This is a genomic window from Mycobacterium lehmannii (assembly GCF_001499925.1).
GTDB classification, from domain to species: domain Bacteria; phylum Actinomycetota; class Actinomycetes; order Mycobacteriales; family Mycobacteriaceae; genus Mycobacterium; species Mycobacterium lehmannii.
Genome location: NZ_LQIR01000001.1, coordinates 42,039 through 59,553, shown reverse-complemented (window position 1 = coordinate 59,553; position 17,515 = coordinate 42,039). Strand labels below are relative to the sequence as shown.

Below are 17,515 nucleotides of genomic sequence, written 5' to 3'. Positions count from 1 at the left end.
CGTGCAGCGTCGAACACGACAGGGAGGTCCTCGCGATGGAGGTGCTCGTCACCGCAGGTGACACCGATCTGGGCCGCACGATCGCCGAAGGTTTCCGCGACGCCGGTCACCGCGTCGTGATCGTGGGCGCCCGCCGCGACGAACTCGAGGTTGCCGCGAAGGAACTCGACGTCGACGCCAGCGTGCTCGACAACACCGATCCCGACAGCCTGGAAGCGGCGCGACAGCAGTTACCGCATCACCTCGACACGATCGTCAACGTGCCCGCCCCCGGGTGGGACGGCGGCGATCCGCGCACCTATTCACTGTCCGACGTGGCTCGGGCATGGCGTGCGGCACTCGACTCGACCGTCGTCTCCGCCGTGCTGACGGTGCAGATTCTCGGTGACCATCTGCGCTCGGGCGGTTCGATCGTCAACGTGGTCCCCGAAAACCCGGCCGTCGGCAGCGCGGACGCGGCGATCAAGGCCGCGCTCGCGGACTGGACCGCGGGTCAGGCCGAGCACTTCGGCACTCGCGGGATCACTGTCAACGCGGTGGCCTCGGGACGGAACGCCGAGCCCGGCTATGAAGGCCTGTCGCGCACGCCGCCGCCGGTCGCCGACGAGATCGCGCGCCTGGCCCTTTTTCTCACCACGCCGGCGGCGCGGCACATCACCGGCCAGGTGCTACACGTCAGCAAGGGCGCGCTCGCAAACTTCGGCTGACTATTCCGCTGTTCGCACGGAGCTAAACGGGATGACCGCTCCGCTTAGGTGTGGTTTCGTGCTCTCATGACCATCAGACTCGGACTCCAGATCCCGAACTTCTCCTACGGCACGGGCGTCGCCGAAATCTTCCCCACCGTCATCGCACAGGCGCAGGAGGCCGAGGCCGCCGGTTTCGACTCGGTCTTCGTGATGGACCACTTCTATCAACTGCCCGGGCTCGGCACGCCGGACCAGCCCATGCTCGAGGCGTACACCGCGCTGGGCGGGCTGGCCACGGCCACCGAGCGGGTTCAGCTCGGCACCCTGGTGACCGGCAACACCTACCGCAACCCGACGCTGCTGGCCAAGGCGATCACCACGCTGGATGTGATGAGCCAGGGACGCGCCATCCTCGGCATCGGCACCGGCTGGTACGAGCTCGAACACGACAGCCTTGGCTACGAGTTCGGCACTTTCACCGACCGCTTCAACAAGCTCGGCGAGGCGTTGGAGATCATCCTGCCGATGCTGCGCGGCGAGCGCCCGACGTTCGACGGCAAGTACTACCGCGCCAAAGACGCGATGGCCGAACCGCGGTTCCGGGACCACATCCCGCTGATGATCGGCGGCAGCGGCGAGAAGAAGACGATTCCGCTGGCGGCCCGGCACTTCGACCACCTCAACATCATCGCCGGCTTCGACGAGCTGCCGCGCAAGTTGCAGGTGGTCAAGGAGCGCTGCGAGGAGATCGGTCGCGACCCCGCGACGCTGGAGACCAGCATGCTCGTCGTCGCGATCATCGACGAGAACGTCACCGGCGACATCATCCCCGACGACTACAAGCAGCAAGCGGTGTTCGGCAGTGCCGATCAGATCGCCGAGCAGATCAAGACCAAGGTCGTCGACGCCGGTGTCGACGGGGTGATCTTGAGCCCGGTGACGAGCCTGGACGGGTACCACCCCGGCCGGGTCACCGCGGTGGGCGAAGCCCTCCGGCCGCTGCTTGGCGGGTGATCCCGACCCCGGGTGGGATATAACACAACGAACCCGTTCACTGATCGGGTGTTCAGGCGACTACCGTTACGGGTAGTGAACTGCACGTGGAAGCACCGTCGAGGAGCCCAATATGAGCCATCCCGGAGCCACTGCATCTGATCGGCACAAGGTCGTCATCATCGGGTCAGGGTTCGGCGGGCTGACCGCTGCCAAGAGGCTTAAGAGAGCCGACGTCGATGTCAAGCTGATCGCCAAGACCACCCACCACCTGTTCCAGCCGCTGCTGTACCAGGTGGCGACCGGCATCATCCCGTCCGGCGAGATCGCGCCGCCGACGCGGATGATCCTGCGCAAGCAGAAGAACTGCCAGGTGGTCCTCGGCGACGTCACCCACATCGACCTGGCCAACCAGACGGTCACCTCCGAGTTGCTGGGCCACACCTACGTGACCCCGTACGACTCGCTCATCGTCGCCGCGGGTGCCGGCCAGTCCTACTTCGGAAACGACCATTTCGCGGAGTGGGCGCCGGGCATGAAGTCCATCGACGATGCGCTGGAGTTGCGGGCGCGCATTCTCAGCGCGTTCGAGCAGGCGGAGCGGTCCAGTGACCCGGCGCGACGCGAGAAGCTGCTGACGTTCACCGTCGTGGGCGCGGGTCCGACCGGCGTCGAGATGGCCGGTCAGATCGCCGAACTGGCCGATCACACCCTCAAAGGTGCGTTCCGCCATATCGATTCGACCACCGCACGGGTGATCCTGCTCGACGCCGCACCCGCCGTCCTGCCCCCGATGGGCGAGAAGCTGGGCAAGAAGGCGCAGGCCCGGCTCGAGAAGATGGGCGTGGACATCCAGCTCGGCGCCATGGTGACCGACGTCGACCGCAACGGCATCACCGTCAAGGACTCCGACGGCACGATCCGGCGTATCGAGTCCGCGACGAAGGTGTGGTCGGCCGGTGTGCAGGCCAGCCCGCTGGGCCGGGACCTCGCAGAGCAGTCCGAAGGTGAGGTCGACCGGGCCGGGCGCGTGCTCGTGAACCCTGACCTGACGCTGCCCGGCCATCCGAACGTGTTCGTGGTCGGCGATATGGCCCATGTCGAAGGTGTGCCCGGCCAGGCGCAGGGCGCCATCCAGGGTGGACGGTATGCCGCCAACGCGATCCGGGCCGAGCTCAAGGGCGCGGACCCCACGCAGCGCGAACCGTTCCAGTACTTCGACAAGGGCTCGATGGCCACGGTGTCGCGGTTCTCCGCCGTCGCCAAGATCGGCCCGCTGGAGTTCGGCGGCTTCATCGCCTGGCTGGCCTGGTTGGTGCTGCACCTGGTGTATCTGGTCGGCTTCCGCCGCAAGCTCACCACGCTGGTGTCGTGGACGGTGACGTTCCTGTCGACGCAGCGCGGCAACCTCACGATCACCGAGCAGCAGGCCTACGCCCGCACCCGAATAGAGGAGCTTCAGGAGATCGCCGCGGGCGTGCGCGACACCGAGAAGGTCGCAGGCTAGAGCCGCGCGCCCTGCCAGGTCGCCAGGCAGCCACCGGCGGCAAGTGCCAGCGGTTCACCCGCCGTGTCGACGTCGGCGTCTGGATAGCTCAGTTCACTGATCGCGGCCATCTGTGCGCCGATCTCGTCGTCGGTGACCGAACCCCTGCCCAACTCGATGCGGTGCCGCAGCAGTGCCGTGCCGTCGACGTCGGCGTGCAGCGACCCTGACCAGAACCCTTGGTGCTCATGGGATCTGCCGATCTGCACCCGCTCGCGGAGCCTGACACGTCCATGTGCGCCGACATCCAGGCGGACCGAGGTGTGGTGACGCGAGTCGGCTGCCACGATCGTGGGTTCGGGGTCGAGGTCCAGCTCTCCGGCGATGTTGAGCTCCCAGATCGAGTGAGAGTCAAGGGTTTTCGCCCCGGGGAGGGCCACCGTCGCGGCGGCGGTGCGTATCCGCAGCCGAGCGTCCGGTTCGACGACGACGCGGAAGTGGAGGACGTCGCCACCCAGCGGGGTCGCCGCCGCCGACACCAGATGGACGGTATCGGGCCCGGTGAGCCGGGCGGCAAGACCGCCGGCGCACTCGAGGCGCGGCCGGCGGTCCCGCCGCGCGACGATCAGCACCTCGGACCGCATTAGACGGGTACCCGGAGTTGGGCACGCACCCAATTCAGCACCGCGGTGGCCGCGGGGTCCTCGGTCAGCGAGAGCATCACGAACGGGCGCGCACCGCGCACGGCCGTCGCGTCGCGCCGCATCACCTCGGGGTCGGCTCCGACCAGCGGAGCGAGGTCGGTCTTGTTGATCACCAACAGGTCTGAGTAGGTCACGCCGGGACCGCCCTTGCGGGGAACCTTGTCGCCGCCTGCGACATCGATGACGAAGATCTGGACATCGACCAGCCCCGAGGAGAACGTCGCCGTCAGATTGTCCCCGCCGGACTCGACCAGAATGAGGTCCAGCCGGTCGTTTGCGGCGATGAGGTCGTCGATCGCGTCGAGGTTGGCGGTGATGTCGTCGCGGATCGCGGTGTGCGGGCAGCCGCCGGTCTGCACCGCGGTGATCCGCTCGTCGGGCAGCACGGCGTGGCGCCGGAGGAAGTCCGCGTCTTCGGTGGTGTAGATGTCGTTGGTCAGCACGGCCAGCGACACCTCGTCGCGCAGCTGTCGGCACAACGCGGCGACCAGTGCGGTCTTCCCCGAACCGACCGGACCGCCGACGCCGATGCGCAACGGCTCCCCCTGGCGGCGCGCGCGCTTGGGTCGTTCGAGGTGGTGGTGTGGCTCGCCGTCGGTGAAATGCGGTGGCATGACGATCCTTTCGGGGCGGATTACGAGACGAAGAGGGGGCGCTCACGCCTGCTGTGGCGCTGGGCCAGCACGTCGAGCAACGGGTCGGACAGGTCGGCCAGTTCCTTTGCCGCGGTGGCCGCGGTCTGGTCACACAGCGCCGACAGCTCGAACGTGAGCGCGGCGACGTCGGCGGGATCGAGCGCGAGCAGGCGCTGCGCGGCGGTCGCCGAACCGGTCATCGTGGTGTAGACCATCGAGAGCGCGGTCTGCTCAGCGGTCAGCCCCGCCGCGCGTCCGGCCCATCCCGCCGCGACCGACAGGTGTGGGGTCGCGCCGAGCGCATCCCACTCCTCGTCGGGCCACACCCGGCGGCCCAGTCGCACAAGGCCTCGGCCCTGTCCTCGTGAGGCCTGGCGGGCTGCGGGCGCCGGTGTGCGGGCATCGGTTTCGCGGTCGGCCTGCGCGGGCCCGAGAGCCCCGGTGTGCACCGCCGCGGCCAGTGAGGCGGTCACGAGACCCTGGGTTCGAATGCGTCGCCGCAGGTATGCCCGCAGCGTGGGCACATCGGCGACCAGCCCGCTGGCGACCGCCTCCTCGACACCGCCGGAGTGCACATGCCCGCCGGTCGGCAACCGCGAGTCGGCCAGTGCGAGAAGCGTGGTCAGGTTCGTCATCGGGTTCAGAAGAGGAAATACCGTTGTGCCATCGGGAGTTCGGCCGCCGGTTGTTCCTGCCAGACGTCTCCGTCGATGCGGACCGTGAAGGTGTCGGGATCGACCTCGATGCGTGGCAGCGCGTCGTTGAGCGGCATATCGGCCTTGCCGACGCCGCGGACGTCCTTGACCGGTACGAGGCGACGCTTCACGTCGATCCGGTCGGCCAATCCGTCGTCGACGGCCTGCTGCGAGACGAAGTGCACCGACGTGGCGGCGGCGGCCGGCGGCGCCGCGCCGAACATGGGGCGCGGCAGCACCGGCTGCGGGGTCGGGATCGACGCGTTGGCGTCTCCCATTGCGGCCCAGGCGATCATGCCGCCCTTGAGTACCGAGTGGGGGCGCACACCGAAGAACGCGGGTTCCCACAGCACCAGGTCGGCGAGCTTACCCACCTCGATCGATCCGACCTCGGCGTCGAGACCGTGCGCGATCGCCGGGCAGATCGTGTACTTGGCGACGTAGCGTCGAGCGCGGTTGTTGTCGGCGGCCCTGGCCCCCGAGGTGTCGCCGTCCAGCGCACCGCGCCTGCGTTTCATGACGTGCGCGGTCTGCCACGTGCGGATGACCACTTCGCCGATGCGGCCCATTGCCTGCGCGTCGCTGCCGATCATCGAGATCGCGCCGATATCGTGCAGCAGGTCCTCGGCGGCGATGGTGGAGGGCCGAATGCGGCTCTCGGCGAACGCGAGATCCTCGGGGACACTGGGGTTGAGGTGGTGGCACACCATCAACATGTCGAGGTGCTCGTCGAGCGTGTTGACCGTGTGCGGGCGCGTCGGGTTGGTCGAACTGGGCAGCACGTGCGGTTGTGCGGCGACGGTGATGATGTCGGGAGCGTGCCCGCCGCCTGCACCCTCGGTGTGGTAGGCGTGGATCGACCGGCCCGCGATCGCGCCGACGGTGTCCTCGACGAAGCCGGCCTCGTTGAGGGTGTCCGAATGCAGTGCGACCTGTACGCCCGACGCGTCGGCAACGGTCAGGCAGGCGTCGATCGCGGCAGGGGTGCTACCCCAGTCCTCGTGCAGCTTGAATCCCGAAGCGCCACCGCGTAATTGCTCCCACATGGCCTCGGTGCTGACCGTGTTGCCCTTACCGAGCAGCGCGATGTTCATCGGCCAGGAGTCCAGCGACTCGAGCATGCGGGCCAGATGCCATGCCCCGGGGGTGACCGTGGTGGCCTTGCTGCCTTCCGCCGGGCCGGTTCCGCCCCCGATCATCGTGGTGATACCACCGCCGAGCGCTTCGGCCATCGTCTGCGGGCAGATCAGGTGCACATGGCAGTCGATGCCGCCTGCGGTGATGATGCGGCCGTTGCCCCCGATGATCTCCGTCGACGGCCCGACCACGAGGCCGGGATGGACGCCCGACATGATGTCGGGGTTGCCGGCCTTGCCGATCGCGACGATACGGCCATCACGAATGCCGATGTCCGCCTTGATGATTCCCCAGTAGTCGAGGATGACCACACCGGTGATGACGGTGTCGGGAGCCCCGTCGGCACGTGTTGCGCGTCCCTGCCCCATGGATTCGCGCAGCACCTTGCCCCCGCCGAAGACGGCCTCGTTCCCTGCGAGTTCGGGTCCGCCGCTGCGGTCCTCGGTGATCTCGATGAACAGGTCGGTGTCGGCCAGTCGGATCCGGTCGCCGGTGGTCGGCCCGAAGAGGGCGCCGTACCTGGCGCGTGGCAACCGGGTCATCGGGCTCCTCTGCTCTCGGCGGGCGTGCTCATCGGTTGTTCAGACGGCCGGGCGGGTCCAGCCGACCGGGCGGGTCCAGGTTCAGCCCGTGCACCTCGCGCGCGCCTCCCAGCGGGACGAGCGAGACGCTCTGGGCGACACCGGGTTCGAACCGCACCGCGGTCCCGGCGGGGATGTCGAGCCGGCGGCCGTGCGCGGCTGTGCGGTCGAAGGACAGCGCGGCATTGGCCTGCGGCAGGTGGACGTGGCTGCCGACCTGCACCGGCCGGTCTCCTGTGTTGACGATCTCCATCGCGAGCCGCTCGGCGCCCACGTTGATCTCGATGTCGCCGTCCCCGTACAGGATTTCGCCGGGCACCATCGGTCCGGTCACGGGATCGGGTGGTGGACGGTGACGAGCTTGGTGCCGTCGGGGAACGTCGCCTCGACCTGGACGTCCTCGAGCATTTCGGGCACGCCTTCCATGACGTCGTCGCGGCGCAGCACCTCGCGGCCACTGGCCATGAGCTCGGCGACCGTGCGGCCGTCGCGGGCACCTTCGAGGAGATGGTCGGTGATCAGCGCAACCGCTTCGGGGTGGTTGAGCTTCAGGCCACGGCCCTGTCGGCGCCGGGCGAGCTCGGCTGCGTAGGAGATCAGCAGGCGGTCCTGCTCATGCGGGGATAAACGCATAGTGGGCGATATTGCCACGGAGCGCGGCGATCAGCAGCGCACGCGAAGTCTTACGCCGCCGGCATGTTCTGCAGCCGCACCTGTCCGCGCGCGACGAGCTTGTCGTCCTCGGCGGTGATGGTGATCTGCCACAGCTGCTGACGCCGGCCGCGGTGGATCGGGGTGGACACCGCGGTGACTGTTCCCGAGGAGATGGCCCGCAAAAAGTCGGTGTTGTTGTTGACGCCGACGACGTTGCCGCCGCCGTTGTCGGCGAGCCAGACCGCGGCGGACACGCTCGCCAGACTCTCGACGACCGAGCAGTACACGCCGCCGTGCACGATGCCGTAGGGCTGAAGCAGCTTGTCCGTGACTGTCAGCTGTGCGCGGCCGCCGTCGGGACCGAGTTCGAGATAGGTCAGGCCGAGCTCGGTGTCGAAGCCCTTACCCAGGTCGGAAGGCAGGTCGGAAGTCACGGATCGTGTCTACACGCTGTCGAACACCGTGACCGCGCCGGGTGCGCGGAGTTAGGGTCAGCCATGGCCAAGACCGCGAAAGACCTCGTTGAAGCCGCCAACGCCGTGGTGCCCAAGATCTCCCACGGCGAGGCGAAGGAATTGATCGACAAGGGTGCGTTGGTCGTCGACGTCCGCGACGCACCCGAACTGGAGAAGAGCGGCAAGGTGGCGGGCGCTGTGCACGTGCCCCGCGGCATGCTCGAGTTCCGTGCCGACCCCGAGTCGCCGTATCACGATCAGAACTTCGCCAAGGACAAGCCGGTGATCGTGTACTGCGCATCCGGTGGGCGCTCGGCGCTCTCGGGGCAGGCGCTCAAAGAGCTCGGTTATCCGGACGTGTACAACCTCGGTGCGTTCGGCGACTGGGCCGACAGCGGTGGCGCCGTCGAAAATACCGCCGGCGAAAACGCCTGACGCCCAAGGCATTCGGTGCACACGCGGACGAGCCCCGCACCTATGGTGCGGGGCTCGTCCTCCGTGTGGACCGGGGGTCTCTGCAGCCCTCAGGACTCCGGCGCGGTCCGGTGGTTCATGTTGATCTCTGGTCGATAGAATAGGCAAGGCTTGCCTAATTTAGCAAGACTTTCCCCGCGATTGGTCGTGAAGTGCCCCGGACCGGAAGTCCGAAGCCGACGAGCGCGTCGAGCACGGCCTGCCCGCGCCGCATGCTCGTCCACTCGCTGGAGCCGGCGAGCAGCGGAACCTGCGTGGCGGCGCTGACGACCGCCCCGCCCACGACGTGCCACATCGAGGCGACCGACATCGCTCCCCCGCTGATCTCGACCAGCTTGGCGAACAGCGGCGCCAGCGCGCGGTGGCTGCGGTGCGCGACCCACGTCGTCAACGCCGCCTCGCTGGGCAGCGCCACGATGCCGTCGCGCGTCGAGCTTCCGGCGCGGTTGGACCTGTGGTCGAAGTGCGGATCGTCGGGAAGGGCCCGCAGTGTCGGGTCGACGACGCCGACCCAATCGATCGCACCTTCGGAATCCACGTGCACCCACAGGTTCTCCAGGCCGGTGTCCCATGCGCGGCCTTCGAGTACGACCAGCGGCACGACGCGGCCGACGACCACGTGGGCGAGGGTGGCCGCCAATTGGTGTGCCACGGCGGCGCGGCTGTCGGTCTCCTCGGCGGCCAGATCGAACATCGTCTGCAGGCGGTCCGTGCTCAGCGCGTCGGCCAGCGGCCACCACCGCCGCCGGGACAGGTCCCGCATGACCGCGACTCCGTAGACCCGCGGACACTCGGGATAGAGCTCACGGAGTCGTCGACTCGACTCATGCAGCGGCAACGTCCTGTGGATCGCCATGCTCGCGATGAGTGGATCGTCGACCAATACCGTCATAGGGCCTCCCATATTCAAGTTAGGTAAGGCTTACTATAGCTAGGCGCGTCACGACGACCAGACCCTGTGACTGCTTTCACACCACCCTTCGAGTGGGGGGTGACCACGGGCGGAGGTTCGGGCCGGGCGTCGGTGGGCCCTTGTCCGCCAGGCGAAATACGACGCACCGTAGTAAGACGTAGTACGCTGGATCAATAGCCTCTAGGAGATGAACGGACCATGGCGAAGTTGACGCGTCTGGGGGAACTGGAACGCGCGGTGATGGATCATTTGTGGTCCTCTCGCGAACCCCAAACCGTGCGCCAAGTTCACGAGGCGCTCGCCGCCCAACGCGACTTGGCGTACACCACGATCATGACCGTGCTGCAGCGGCTGGCGAAGAAGAACCTCGTCGTGCAGCACCGCGATGACCGCGCCCACCGCTACGCACCGACCCACGGCCGCGACGAACTCGTCGCGGGCCTGATGGTCGACGCGCTCGACCAGGCCGCCGACTCGGGCAGCCGGGAAGCCGCGCTGGTGCATTTTGTCGAGCGGGTCGGCGCAGACGAAGCCGCGGCGTTGCGTCGCGCGCTGACCGAACTGGAGAGCAAGGTTCGCGTTGCGCCGCCCGCTGGTAATTCGGGCACCGGCTGAGAGAGACTGACGGCGTGTCCGCGCTGGCCTTCACCGTCCTGGCGCTGGTCCTGTCGGGACCGGTGCCCGCCGTCCTGGCGCGCGCGTCGTGGCCGTTCCGCGCACCGCGAGCGGCCATCGTGCTGTGGCAGGCGATCGCGCTGGCCGCCGTCCTGTCGGCCTTCTCGGCTGGAATCGCCATTGCGAGCAGGCTTTTCGCGCCGGGTCCCGACGGTCGGCCGACCGCCACCATCACCAGCGAGATCGCCGTCATGGGCTGGCCGGTGTGGATCGCCTACGTCGTGGTCTTCGCGCTGACGCTGGTGATCGGTGCGCGGCTTATCGCGGCGGTCTTGCAGGTGGCCATCGCGACGCGGCGCCGTCGCGCCCACCACCGGATGGTCGTCGACCTCGTGGGCAAGTCGCAGAAGTGGGCGCACGCCCACGCCGGTGACGGGTTGCGCATCCTGAACGTGGACCAGCCGCTGGCGTACTGCCTGCCGGGCGTGCGCAGCCGCGTCGTGGTCAGCGAGGGCACGCTGACGACGTTGGCGGACAACGAAGTTGCGGCGATCCTCACCCACGAACGCGCGCACCTGCGCGCCCGGCACGATCTCGTGCTGGAGATGTTCACCGCGGTGAACGCGGCGTTCCCGCGCTTCGTTCGCAGCGGAAGCGCGCTGCACGCGGTGAGACTGCTGGTCGAGATGCTGGCCGACGACGCGGCGGTGCGCATCGCCGGTCCCACTCCGCTGGCCCGCGCGCTCGTCGCGTGCGCGGCCGGTCGTACGCCGTCGGGTGCGCTGGCCGCGGGCGGACCCACCACCGTGCTACGGGTACGTCGGCTCGGAGGCCGGCCCAACAGCCGCGTGCTGGCCGCAGGCGCGTACACCGCCGCGGCCGCGGTGCTCGTGGTGCCCACCTTTGCGGTGGTGCTTCCGTGGCTGACCGAACTGCAGCGGCTGTTCACCGCTTAGGGACAAGCCGCGCGAACGAGGCGTTCACAACAAAACAACGAAAGGCTGCCCGCATGAGCTCTGACGCATCTGCTTCCGCGACCACCGGTACCGCTCAGATCGGGGTGACCGGGCTTGCCGTCATGGGATCCAACATCGCGCGCAACTTCGCCCGGCACGGGTACACCGTCGCGCTGCACAACCGCTCGATCGCCAAGACCGACGCGCTGCTCGACCAGCACGGCTCGGAAGGCAAGTTCGTGCGCAGCGAGACCATCGCCGAATTCCTCGACGCCCTGGAGAAGCCGCGACGGGTGCTGATCATGGTCAAGGCCGGGGACCCCACCGACGCGGTGATCAACGAACTCGCCGACGCGATGGAGGAAGGCGACATCATCATCGACGGCGGCAACGCCCTCTACACCGACACGATCCGCCGCGAGAAGGCGATGCGCGAACGCGGGCTGCACTTCGTGGGCGCCGGCATCTCCGGCGGCGAGGAGGGTGCGCTGAACGGGCCGTCGATCATGCCCGGCGGCCCGGCCGAGTCCTACAAATCGCTGGGTCCGCTGCTCGAGGAGATCTCGGCGCATGTCGACGGTGTCCCCTGCTGCACCCATATCGGCCCCGACGGCGCGGGCCACTTCGTGAAGATGGTGCACAACGGCATCGAGTACTCCGACATGCAGCTGATCGGCGAGGCCTACCAACTGCTGCGCGACGGGCTGGGCAAGTCGGCCGGCGAGATCGCCGACGTCTTCGACGAATGGAATTCCGGCGATCTGGACAGCTTTCTGGTCGAGATCACCGCCAAGGTGTTGCGCCAGACCGACGCCAAGACCGGTGAGCCGCTCGTCGACGTCATCCTCGACGAGGCCGAGCAGAAGGGCACCGGACGTTGGACGGTGAAATCGGCGCTCGACCTCGGCGTCCCAGTGACCGGTATCGCCGAGGCCGTGTTCGCGCGCGCTCTGTCGGGATCGGTGGCCCAGCGCAAGGCCACCACCGGCCTGGCCTCCGGCGACCTCGGTGAAAAGCCCAGTGACGCCGAGAACTTCGTCGAGGACATCCGCCAAGCCCTGTACGCGTCGAAGATCATCGCCTACGCGCAGGGCTTCAACCAGATCCAGGCCGGCAGCGCCGAATACGACTGGGGCATCACCCCCGGCGACATGGCCACCATCTGGCGCGGCGGCTGCATCATCCGGGCCAAGTTCCTCAACCGGATCAAAGAGGCCTTCGACGAGAACCCCGACCTGCCGACGCTGATCGTCGCGCCCTACTTCCGCAGCGCGATCGAGGCGGCGATCGACAGCTGGCGCCGCGTCGTCATCACCGCCACCGAGCTGGGCATCCCGATCCCCGGTTTCTCCTCGGCACTGTCCTACTACGACGGACTGCGCCAGGAGCGCCTGCCCGCTGCGCTCACCCAGGGCCTGCGGGACTATTTCGGCGCGCACACCTACGGCCGCATCGACACCGACCCCGCCAAGCGGTTCCACACGCTGTGGAGCGGGGACCTCAGCGAGGTCGAGGCCTAGCGTTCTCTCGGCAGGGAACCGGGCGCCGTCGGGCCACTAGACTTGGACCGACATGCGATTTCTGGACGGCCACCGGCCCGCTTATGACCTGACCTACAACGACGTCTTCATCGTCCCTGGACGCTCGGATGTCCAGTCCCGGATGGACGTCGACCTGTCGACCGCCGACGGCTCGGGCACCACGATCCCGGTCGTCGTCGCGAACATGACCGCCGTCGCCGGCCGGCGGATGGCCGAGACGGTGGCCCGTCGCGGCGGCATCGTCGTGCTGCCGCAGGACTTGCCGATCTCCGCGGTGAAAGAGACCGTCGACTTCGTCAAGAGCCGCGACCTCGTCGTCGACACCCCCGTGGTGCTCTCCCCCGACGACTCGGTGTCCGATGCGACCGCGTTGATCCACAAACGTGCCCACGGCGTCGCGGTCGTCGCCTTCGAGGGCAGGCCGATCGGCCTGGTCACCGAGGCGAACTGCGAGGGCGTCGACCGGTTCACCCGCGTGCGCGACGTCGCGGTCTCCGACTTCGTCACCGCGCCGGTGGGCACCGAGCCGCGCAAGGTGTTCGACCTGCTCGAGCACGCACCGGTCGACGTGGCGGTGCTCACCGAGAGCGACGGGACGCTGGCAGGCGTGCTGACGCGCACCGGTGCGGTCCGGGCGGGCATCTACACGCCCGCGGTCGACGACAGGGGCCGCCTGCGGATCGCTGCCGCGGTTGGGATCAACGGCGATGTCGGCGCCAAGGCGCGCAGCCTGGCCGAGGTCGGGGTGGACCTGCTGGTGATCGACACGGCCCACGGACACCAGGTCAAGATGCTCGATGCGATCAAGGCGGTCTCGTCGTTGGATCTCGGGCTGCCGCTGGCTGCGGGCAACGTGGTCTCCGCCGAGGGCACCAGGGATCTGCTCAGCGCAGGCGCGTCGATCGTGAAGGTGGGTGTCGGGCCGGGCGCGATGTGCACCACCCGCATGATGACCGGCGTGGGGCGGCCTCAGTTCTCCGCGGTTGTCGAATGTGCGGCTGCAGCAAGGCAATTGGGCGCTCACGTATGGGCGGACGGTGGTATCCGGCATCCGCGCGATGTCGCATTGGCATTGGCCGCGGGCGCCGCCAACGTGATGATCGGCTCGTGGTTCGCGGGCACCTACGAGTCCCCCGGCGACCTGATGCGCGACCGCGACAACCAGCCGTTCAAAGAGAGTTACGGGATGGCGTCCAAACGCGCGGTGGCCGCGCGCACCGCCGGTGACGGGTCGTTCGACCGGGCCCGCAAGGCGCTGTTCGAGGAGGGCATCTCGACGTCGAGGATGGGCCTGGATCCGTCCCGTGGAGGTGTCGAGGACCTGCTCGACCACATCACATCCGGGGTGCGCAGCACCTGCACCTACGTGGGCGCGGCGAATCTGGCTGAACTGCACGAGAGGGTGGTGCTCGGCGTGCAGTCGGCGGCCGGCTTCGCCGAGGGGCATCCGCTGCCCACGGGTTGGTGATCCCTCCCCCGCAAGATCACCCGTTACCATGGGTTTCCTTCAGTCCTCTACGCGAAAGGGATCCCGTGCCGCAGGCACCCGTCGAGGCCCGGGTTGCAGAGGGGGCCCACCGGGCCGAGCGGCCCGAGCCTCCCGACGCCGAGCCCTCCTCTAGACGGCCGGACAACAGGTCCGGCACCAGCGCGAGGACACCCCGATGAGCATCGCCACGACGGTGCTGTCGCTGCTCGCAATCGTATTGCTGACGGCGGGCACCGCGGTTTTCGTCGCCGCCGAGTTCTCGCTGACCGCGCTCGAGCGCAGCACGGTGGACGCCAACGCACGCAGCGGGCACCGCCGCGACAAGATGGTCCAACGGGCGCACCGCACGCTGTCGTTCCAGCTGTCCGGGGCCCAGGTGGGCATCTCGATCACCACGCTCGCGACCGGCTACCTGGCCGAACCCGTTGTCGCGCGCTTGATCCACCCCGGCCTGGATGCGATCGGCATCCCCCCGGCCTACACCGGCGGGCTGGCGCTGGTGCTGGCGATCGCGATCGCCACCTCGATCTCGATGGTGTTCGGCGAGCTGGTGCCCAAGAACCTCGCAGTCGCCCGGCCCGTGCCGACGGCACGCTGGTCGGCCGGACCGCAGCTGCTGTTCTCCGCGCTGTTCACCCCGCTGATCCGGCTGACCAACGGGACCGCCAACATGATCCTGCGTCGCCTCGGTATCGAACCCGCCGAGGAGCTGCGCTCGGCGCGCTCCCCACAGGAACTGGTGTCGTTGGTGCGCAGCTCGGCTCGCAGTGGCGCACTGGATCCCGTCACCGCGGTCCTGGTCGACCGATCCCTGCGGTTCGGCGATCGCTCCGCCGAGGAGCTCATGACACCCCGACAGAAGATCGAGGCCCTCGACGCCGACGCGACCGTTGCCGAGCTCGTCACCGCCGCGATCAGGACCGGGTTCTCGCGGTTCCCGATCATCCGCGGAGACCTCGACGAGACGATCGGGATCGCGCACGTCAAGCAGGTTTTCGAGGTGCCGATCGACCAACGCGCGACCACCCGGCTGGCCACGCTGGCGCTGCCGGTCGCCAAGGTGCCCTCGACTCTGGACGGCGACACGGTGATGACCCAGATCCGCGCCAACGGCCTGCAGACAGCGCTGGTGGTCGACGAGTACGGCGGGACGGCGGGCATGGTGACCGTGGAGGACCTGATCGAGGAGATCGTCGGCGATGTCCGCGACGAGCATGACGACGAGGCCCCCGATGTGGTGCCCGCGGGACGCGGCTGGCGAATATCGGGCCTCTTGCGCATCGACGAGGTCGCAAGCGCTACCGCGTTCCGCGCCCCTGAGGGCGACTACGAGACGATCGGCGGCCTGGTCCTCGAGAAGCTCGGGCACATCCCCGACGAAGGCGAGTCGGTCGAGCTTGAGGCGTTCGACCCGGACGGTCCGCTCGAGGATCCGAACCGCTGGCTGGCCACCGTGCTGCGGATGGACGGCCGCCGCATCGACCTGCTGGAGCTGACCGAACTGGGCCGCAGCGGCGAGGCCGACGGGAGGAGCGTCGATGGGTGACCTCTTTGGCGTGCTGCTGACGGTGGTGCTGCTCGCCGTCAACGCGTTCTTCGTCGCCTCGGAGTTCGCGCTGATCTCCGCGCGGCGCGATCGCCTGGAGGCGTTGGCCGAACAAGGCAAGAAGAGCGCCGTCACCGTCATCCGCGCCGGTGAACACCTGTCGCTCATGCTCGCGGGCGCTCAGCTGGGCATCACGATCTGCTCGATCCTGCTCGGTCGCGTCGGCGAACCCGCCGTCGCGCATCTGCTGGAGAAGCCGTTTGACGCCGTCGGTGTGCCCGATGCCGTGCTGCACTCGGTGTCCTTCGTCGTCGCTCTGGCCATCGTGGTCGTCCTGCACGTGCTGCTCGGCGAGATGGTGCCGAAGAACATCGCGATCGCAGGCCCGGAGTCGGCGGCCATGCTGCTGATACCGACGTATCTGGTGTACATCCGCGTGGCACGCCCCTTGATCGCGTTCTACAACTGGTGCGCCAACGTGACCCTGCGAGTGTTCGGGGTGGAGCCCAAGGACGAACTCGACGTCACGGTGTCCACCGTCGAGTTGTCGGAGATGATCGCCGAATCGCTGTCCGAGGGGCTGCTCGACCCCGAGGAACACAGCAGGCTCACCCGCGCCCTACAGATCCGCGACCGCGCGGTCAAGGACGTCGCATTCCCGCTGCGCGACATTCGGACGGTGTCGGTGGCGCGCGAAGGGGCGGGGCCGACCGTCGGCGCCGTCGAAGAGGCGCTCGCCGAGACCGGTTACTCGCGCTTCCCGATCACCGACGCCTCCGGCACCTACCTGGGGTACCTGCACATCAAGGACGTGCTGGCGTTCGTCAACGACCCCGACGCCGTGCTGGACCTGTCGATGGTGCGCCCGCTGCCGGTGGTTCCGTCGTCGCTGCCGTTGCCCGACGCGTTGTCGCGGCTGCGGCGAACCAACAGCCACTTGGCGCTGGTGACCGCACCCGACGGCAGCGTGGAGGCGATGGTCGCGCTCGAGGATCTCGTCGAGGACCTGGTGGGCACCGTGCGCGACGGGACCCATCGTGTCTGACGTCGCAGTGTGCGCCGCTGCCGTGCTCGAGGAATCGGACTGGAGCACCCGCGAGCAGGCGCATCAGCGGCGCGCCGACGCGTTCTGCGCACCGCACCGTCGTCGGGCCCGTTGCGGCGAGAAGCACCCGGTCTGGGACTTTCTGTTCACCTACTACAGCCTGCGGCCCGCCAAGTTGCGGGTCTGGCACCCCGGCTTTGGCTTCGCTTTGGCCGGGGGCGCACAGCGCTTCCTGGGCCGGACGGGGTACGCGAGTGACCACCACGGTGTGACGGTGAGCCCGGAGTATCTGGCGGCGCGGATCGACACCGTGCGGTTCGTCGGCCGGCTGTTGCGGTCCACGGCGGCGCGCCCGGCCCGGCTGAACTGTTTCGGGCTGCACGAGTGGGCGATGGTCTATCGGTCGTCGACGGTGCGCCACGACCGGGTGCCGCTGCGGCTCGGCGCGGCCGGCACCGACGCGGTCGTCGAGTCGATGCCTCTGCGCTGCAGTCACTTCGACGCGTTCCGCTTTTTCACCGAACCGGCCGCCGGACGCAACGCCGAACAGCTGACCCGGCAGAGCCAGGTCGCCACCGAACAGCCTGGCTGTCTGCACGCCGCGATGGATCTCTACAAATGGTCGTTCAAGCTCGGCCCGCTGGTCAACTCGGAGTTCGTGATGGACTGCCTCGAGCTGGCCGCCCAAGCCCGCGAACTCGACATGCGGGCCAGCCCCTATGATCTCCGCGAATACGGATTCGAGCCGATCGCGATCGAGACACCGGCCGGTCGAGCCGAATACGTGCGGATCCAGCAGACCATTGCGGAGCGGGCCGCGCCGCTGCGGGACGACCTCGCCGATCGGTGCGAACGGCTTCTTACCGCAGCAGCCCGGGACGGCTGACCAGCCGGCTGCGGATAAGCC

General features: G+C 68.4%; 19 protein-coding genes. 11 read left to right on the top strand and 8 right to left on the bottom strand.

The window, feature by feature from the left end:
* The first annotated feature begins 35 nt into the window (after positions 1 to 35).
* The 3 genes from AU192_RS00290 to AU192_RS00280 all read left to right on the top strand — a co-directional run bounded on the left by AU192_RS00290 (position 36) and on the right by AU192_RS00280 (position 3,189).
* The gene (locus AU192_RS00290) at positions 36 to 707 is read left to right on the top strand and encodes an SDR family oxidoreductase (RefSeq protein WP_064393725.1); all 672 of its coding nucleotides are present in this window, start codon (positions 36 to 38) and stop codon (positions 705 to 707) included.
* A 66-nt stretch (positions 708 to 773) separates the two neighbouring features.
* Positions 774 to 1,703, top strand: a complete 930-nt coding sequence (locus tag AU192_RS00285; protein ID WP_064393724.1) for an LLM class F420-dependent oxidoreductase — start codon at positions 774 to 776, stop codon at positions 1,701 to 1,703.
* Between the two features lie 112 nt (positions 1,704 to 1,815).
* Positions 1,816 to 3,189, top strand: a complete 1,374-nt coding sequence (locus tag AU192_RS00280; RefSeq protein WP_064393723.1) for an NAD(P)/FAD-dependent oxidoreductase — start codon at positions 1,816 to 1,818, stop codon at positions 3,187 to 3,189.
* Here AU192_RS00280 and AU192_RS00275 read toward each other — a convergent pair.
* Genes AU192_RS00275 through AU192_RS00245 form a run of 7 tightly spaced genes read right to left on the bottom strand, consistent with a single transcriptional unit; the run spans position 3,186 to position 8,008 of the window.
* Complete coding sequence (locus tag AU192_RS00275; RefSeq protein WP_064393722.1) at positions 3,186 to 3,812, bottom strand: urease accessory protein UreD; 627 nt, start codon at positions 3,810 to 3,812, stop codon at positions 3,186 to 3,188. The genes AU192_RS00280 and AU192_RS00275 overlap by 4 nt on opposite strands.
* Complete coding sequence (ureG, locus tag AU192_RS00270) at positions 3,812 to 4,486, bottom strand: urease accessory protein UreG (protein ID WP_064393721.1); 675 nt, start codon at positions 4,484 to 4,486, stop codon at positions 3,812 to 3,814. Before ureG ends, AU192_RS00275 begins: the two co-directional genes overlap by 1 nt.
* A gap of 20 nt (positions 4,487 to 4,506) precedes the next feature.
* Entirely contained in the window at positions 4,507 to 5,142 is a 636-nt protein-coding gene (locus AU192_RS00265) for an urease accessory protein UreF (protein WP_064393720.1), read from the bottom strand.
* 5 nt (positions 5,143 to 5,147) lie between these two features.
* On the bottom strand, positions 5,148 to 6,881 hold the full coding sequence (locus tag AU192_RS00260; RefSeq protein WP_064393719.1) for an urease subunit alpha: 1,734 nt from the start codon (positions 6,879 to 6,881) through the stop codon (positions 5,148 to 5,150).
* 28 nt (positions 6,882 to 6,909) lie between these two features.
* Entirely contained in the window at positions 6,910 to 7,242 is a 333-nt protein-coding gene (locus AU192_RS00255) for an urease subunit beta (protein WP_064394141.1), read from the bottom strand.
* Between the two features lie 8 nt (positions 7,243 to 7,250).
* Positions 7,251 to 7,553: an urease subunit gamma gene (locus AU192_RS00250; RefSeq protein ID WP_064393718.1), complete on the bottom strand. Its 303-nt coding sequence runs from the start codon at positions 7,551 to 7,553 to the stop codon at positions 7,251 to 7,253.
* Positions 7,554 to 7,603: 50 nt separating this feature from the next.
* Positions 7,604 to 8,008 (bottom strand): PaaI family thioesterase, encoded by a 405-nt coding sequence (locus AU192_RS00245; protein ID WP_064393717.1) that lies wholly within the window; start codon positions 8,006 to 8,008, stop codon positions 7,604 to 7,606.
* A 63-nt stretch (positions 8,009 to 8,071) separates the two neighbouring features.
* Between AU192_RS00245 and AU192_RS00240 the strand changes: the two genes are divergently transcribed.
* The gene (locus tag AU192_RS00240) at positions 8,072 to 8,464 is read left to right on the top strand and encodes a rhodanese-like domain-containing protein (RefSeq protein ID WP_064393716.1); all 393 of its coding nucleotides are present in this window, start codon (positions 8,072 to 8,074) and stop codon (positions 8,462 to 8,464) included.
* A gap of 154 nt (positions 8,465 to 8,618) precedes the next feature.
* Here AU192_RS00240 and AU192_RS00235 read toward each other — a convergent pair whose 3' ends face one another.
* Positions 8,619 to 9,395 (bottom strand): hypothetical protein, encoded by a 777-nt coding sequence (locus AU192_RS00235; protein WP_064393715.1) that lies wholly within the window; start codon positions 9,393 to 9,395, stop codon positions 8,619 to 8,621.
* A 219-nt stretch (positions 9,396 to 9,614) separates the two neighbouring features.
* Here AU192_RS00235 and AU192_RS00230 point away from each other — a divergent pair, with 219 nt between their 5' ends.
* The 7 genes from AU192_RS00230 (at position 9,615) to AU192_RS00200 (ending at position 17,494) form a co-directional block, all read left to right on the top strand.
* Positions 9,615 to 10,031, top strand: a complete 417-nt coding sequence (locus AU192_RS00230; protein WP_064393714.1) for a BlaI/MecI/CopY family transcriptional regulator — start codon at positions 9,615 to 9,617, stop codon at positions 10,029 to 10,031.
* A gap of 14 nt (positions 10,032 to 10,045) precedes the next feature.
* Positions 10,046 to 10,987 carry a M56 family metallopeptidase gene (locus AU192_RS00225; protein WP_064393713.1) on the top strand — a complete coding sequence of 314 codons (942 nt, stop codon included), beginning with the start codon at positions 10,046 to 10,048 and terminating at the stop codon, positions 10,985 to 10,987.
* A 53-nt stretch (positions 10,988 to 11,040) separates the two neighbouring features.
* The gene (gene gndA, locus AU192_RS00220) at positions 11,041 to 12,507 is read left to right on the top strand and encodes an NADP-dependent phosphogluconate dehydrogenase (RefSeq protein ID WP_064393712.1); all 1,467 of its coding nucleotides are present in this window, start codon (positions 11,041 to 11,043) and stop codon (positions 12,505 to 12,507) included.
* Positions 12,508 to 12,559: 52 nt separating this feature from the next.
* Complete coding sequence (locus AU192_RS00215; protein WP_064393711.1) at positions 12,560 to 13,996, top strand: GuaB1 family IMP dehydrogenase-related protein; 1,437 nt, start codon at positions 12,560 to 12,562, stop codon at positions 13,994 to 13,996.
* A 196-nt stretch (positions 13,997 to 14,192) separates the two neighbouring features.
* A complete protein-coding gene (locus AU192_RS00210; RefSeq protein WP_064393710.1) occupies positions 14,193 to 15,563 on the top strand; it encodes a hemolysin family protein in 1,371 nt (456 codons plus the stop codon).
* The gene (locus AU192_RS00205; RefSeq protein WP_064393709.1) at positions 15,556 to 16,608 is read left to right on the top strand and encodes a hemolysin family protein; all 1,053 of its coding nucleotides are present in this window, start codon (positions 15,556 to 15,558) and stop codon (positions 16,606 to 16,608) included. Before AU192_RS00210 ends, AU192_RS00205 begins: the two co-directional genes overlap by 8 nt.
* Positions 16,601 to 17,494, top strand: coding sequence for a 3-methyladenine DNA glycosylase (locus AU192_RS00200; protein ID WP_082694858.1), 894 nt, complete (start codon positions 16,601 to 16,603; stop codon positions 17,492 to 17,494). Before AU192_RS00205 ends, AU192_RS00200 begins: the two co-directional genes overlap by 8 nt.
* Positions 17,495 to 17,515 lie beyond the last annotated feature (21 nt).

What these genes read in the sequence shown, in the direction of transcription:
- AU192_RS00265 (WP_064393720.1), bottom strand. Translation starts at nt 5,142, where the DNA reads ATGACGAACCTGACCACGCTTCTCGCACTGGCCGACTCGCGGTTGCCG.
- AU192_RS00290 (WP_064393725.1), top strand. Translation starts at nt 36, where the DNA reads ATGGAGGTGCTCGTCACCGCAGGTGACACCGATCTGGGCCGCACGATC.
- AU192_RS00250 (WP_064393718.1), bottom strand. Translation starts at nt 7,553, where the DNA reads ATGCGTTTATCCCCGCATGAGCAGGACCGCCTGCTGATCTCCTACGCA.
- AU192_RS00280 (WP_064393723.1), top strand. Translation starts at nt 1,816, where the DNA reads ATGAGCCATCCCGGAGCCACTGCATCTGATCGGCACAAGGTCGTCATC.
- AU192_RS00285 (WP_064393724.1), top strand. Translation starts at nt 774, where the DNA reads ATGACCATCAGACTCGGACTCCAGATCCCGAACTTCTCCTACGGCACG.
- AU192_RS00235 (WP_064393715.1), bottom strand. Translation starts at nt 9,395, where the DNA reads ATGACGGTATTGGTCGACGATCCACTCATCGCGAGCATGGCGATCCAC.
- AU192_RS00230 (WP_064393714.1), top strand. Translation starts at nt 9,615, where the DNA reads ATGGCGAAGTTGACGCGTCTGGGGGAACTGGAACGCGCGGTGATGGAT.
- gndA (WP_064393712.1), top strand. Translation starts at nt 11,041, where the DNA reads ATGAGCTCTGACGCATCTGCTTCCGCGACCACCGGTACCGCTCAGATC.
- AU192_RS00240 (WP_064393716.1), top strand. Translation starts at nt 8,072, where the DNA reads ATGGCCAAGACCGCGAAAGACCTCGTTGAAGCCGCCAACGCCGTGGTG.
- AU192_RS00255 (WP_064394141.1), bottom strand. Translation starts at nt 7,242, where the DNA reads ATGGTGCCCGGCGAAATCCTGTACGGGGACGGCGACATCGAGATCAAC.
- ureG (WP_064393721.1), bottom strand. Translation starts at nt 4,486, where the DNA reads ATGCCACCGCATTTCACCGACGGCGAGCCACACCACCACCTCGAACGA.
- AU192_RS00205 (WP_064393709.1), top strand. Translation starts at nt 15,556, where the DNA reads ATGGGTGACCTCTTTGGCGTGCTGCTGACGGTGGTGCTGCTCGCCGTC.
- AU192_RS00260 (WP_064393719.1), bottom strand. Translation starts at nt 6,881, where the DNA reads ATGACCCGGTTGCCACGCGCCAGGTACGGCGCCCTCTTCGGGCCGACC.
- AU192_RS00215 (WP_064393711.1), top strand. Translation starts at nt 12,560, where the DNA reads ATGCGATTTCTGGACGGCCACCGGCCCGCTTATGACCTGACCTACAAC.
- AU192_RS00210 (WP_064393710.1), top strand. Translation starts at nt 14,193, where the DNA reads ATGAGCATCGCCACGACGGTGCTGTCGCTGCTCGCAATCGTATTGCTG.
- AU192_RS00275 (WP_064393722.1), bottom strand. Translation starts at nt 3,812, where the DNA reads ATGCGGTCCGAGGTGCTGATCGTCGCGCGGCGGGACCGCCGGCCGCGC.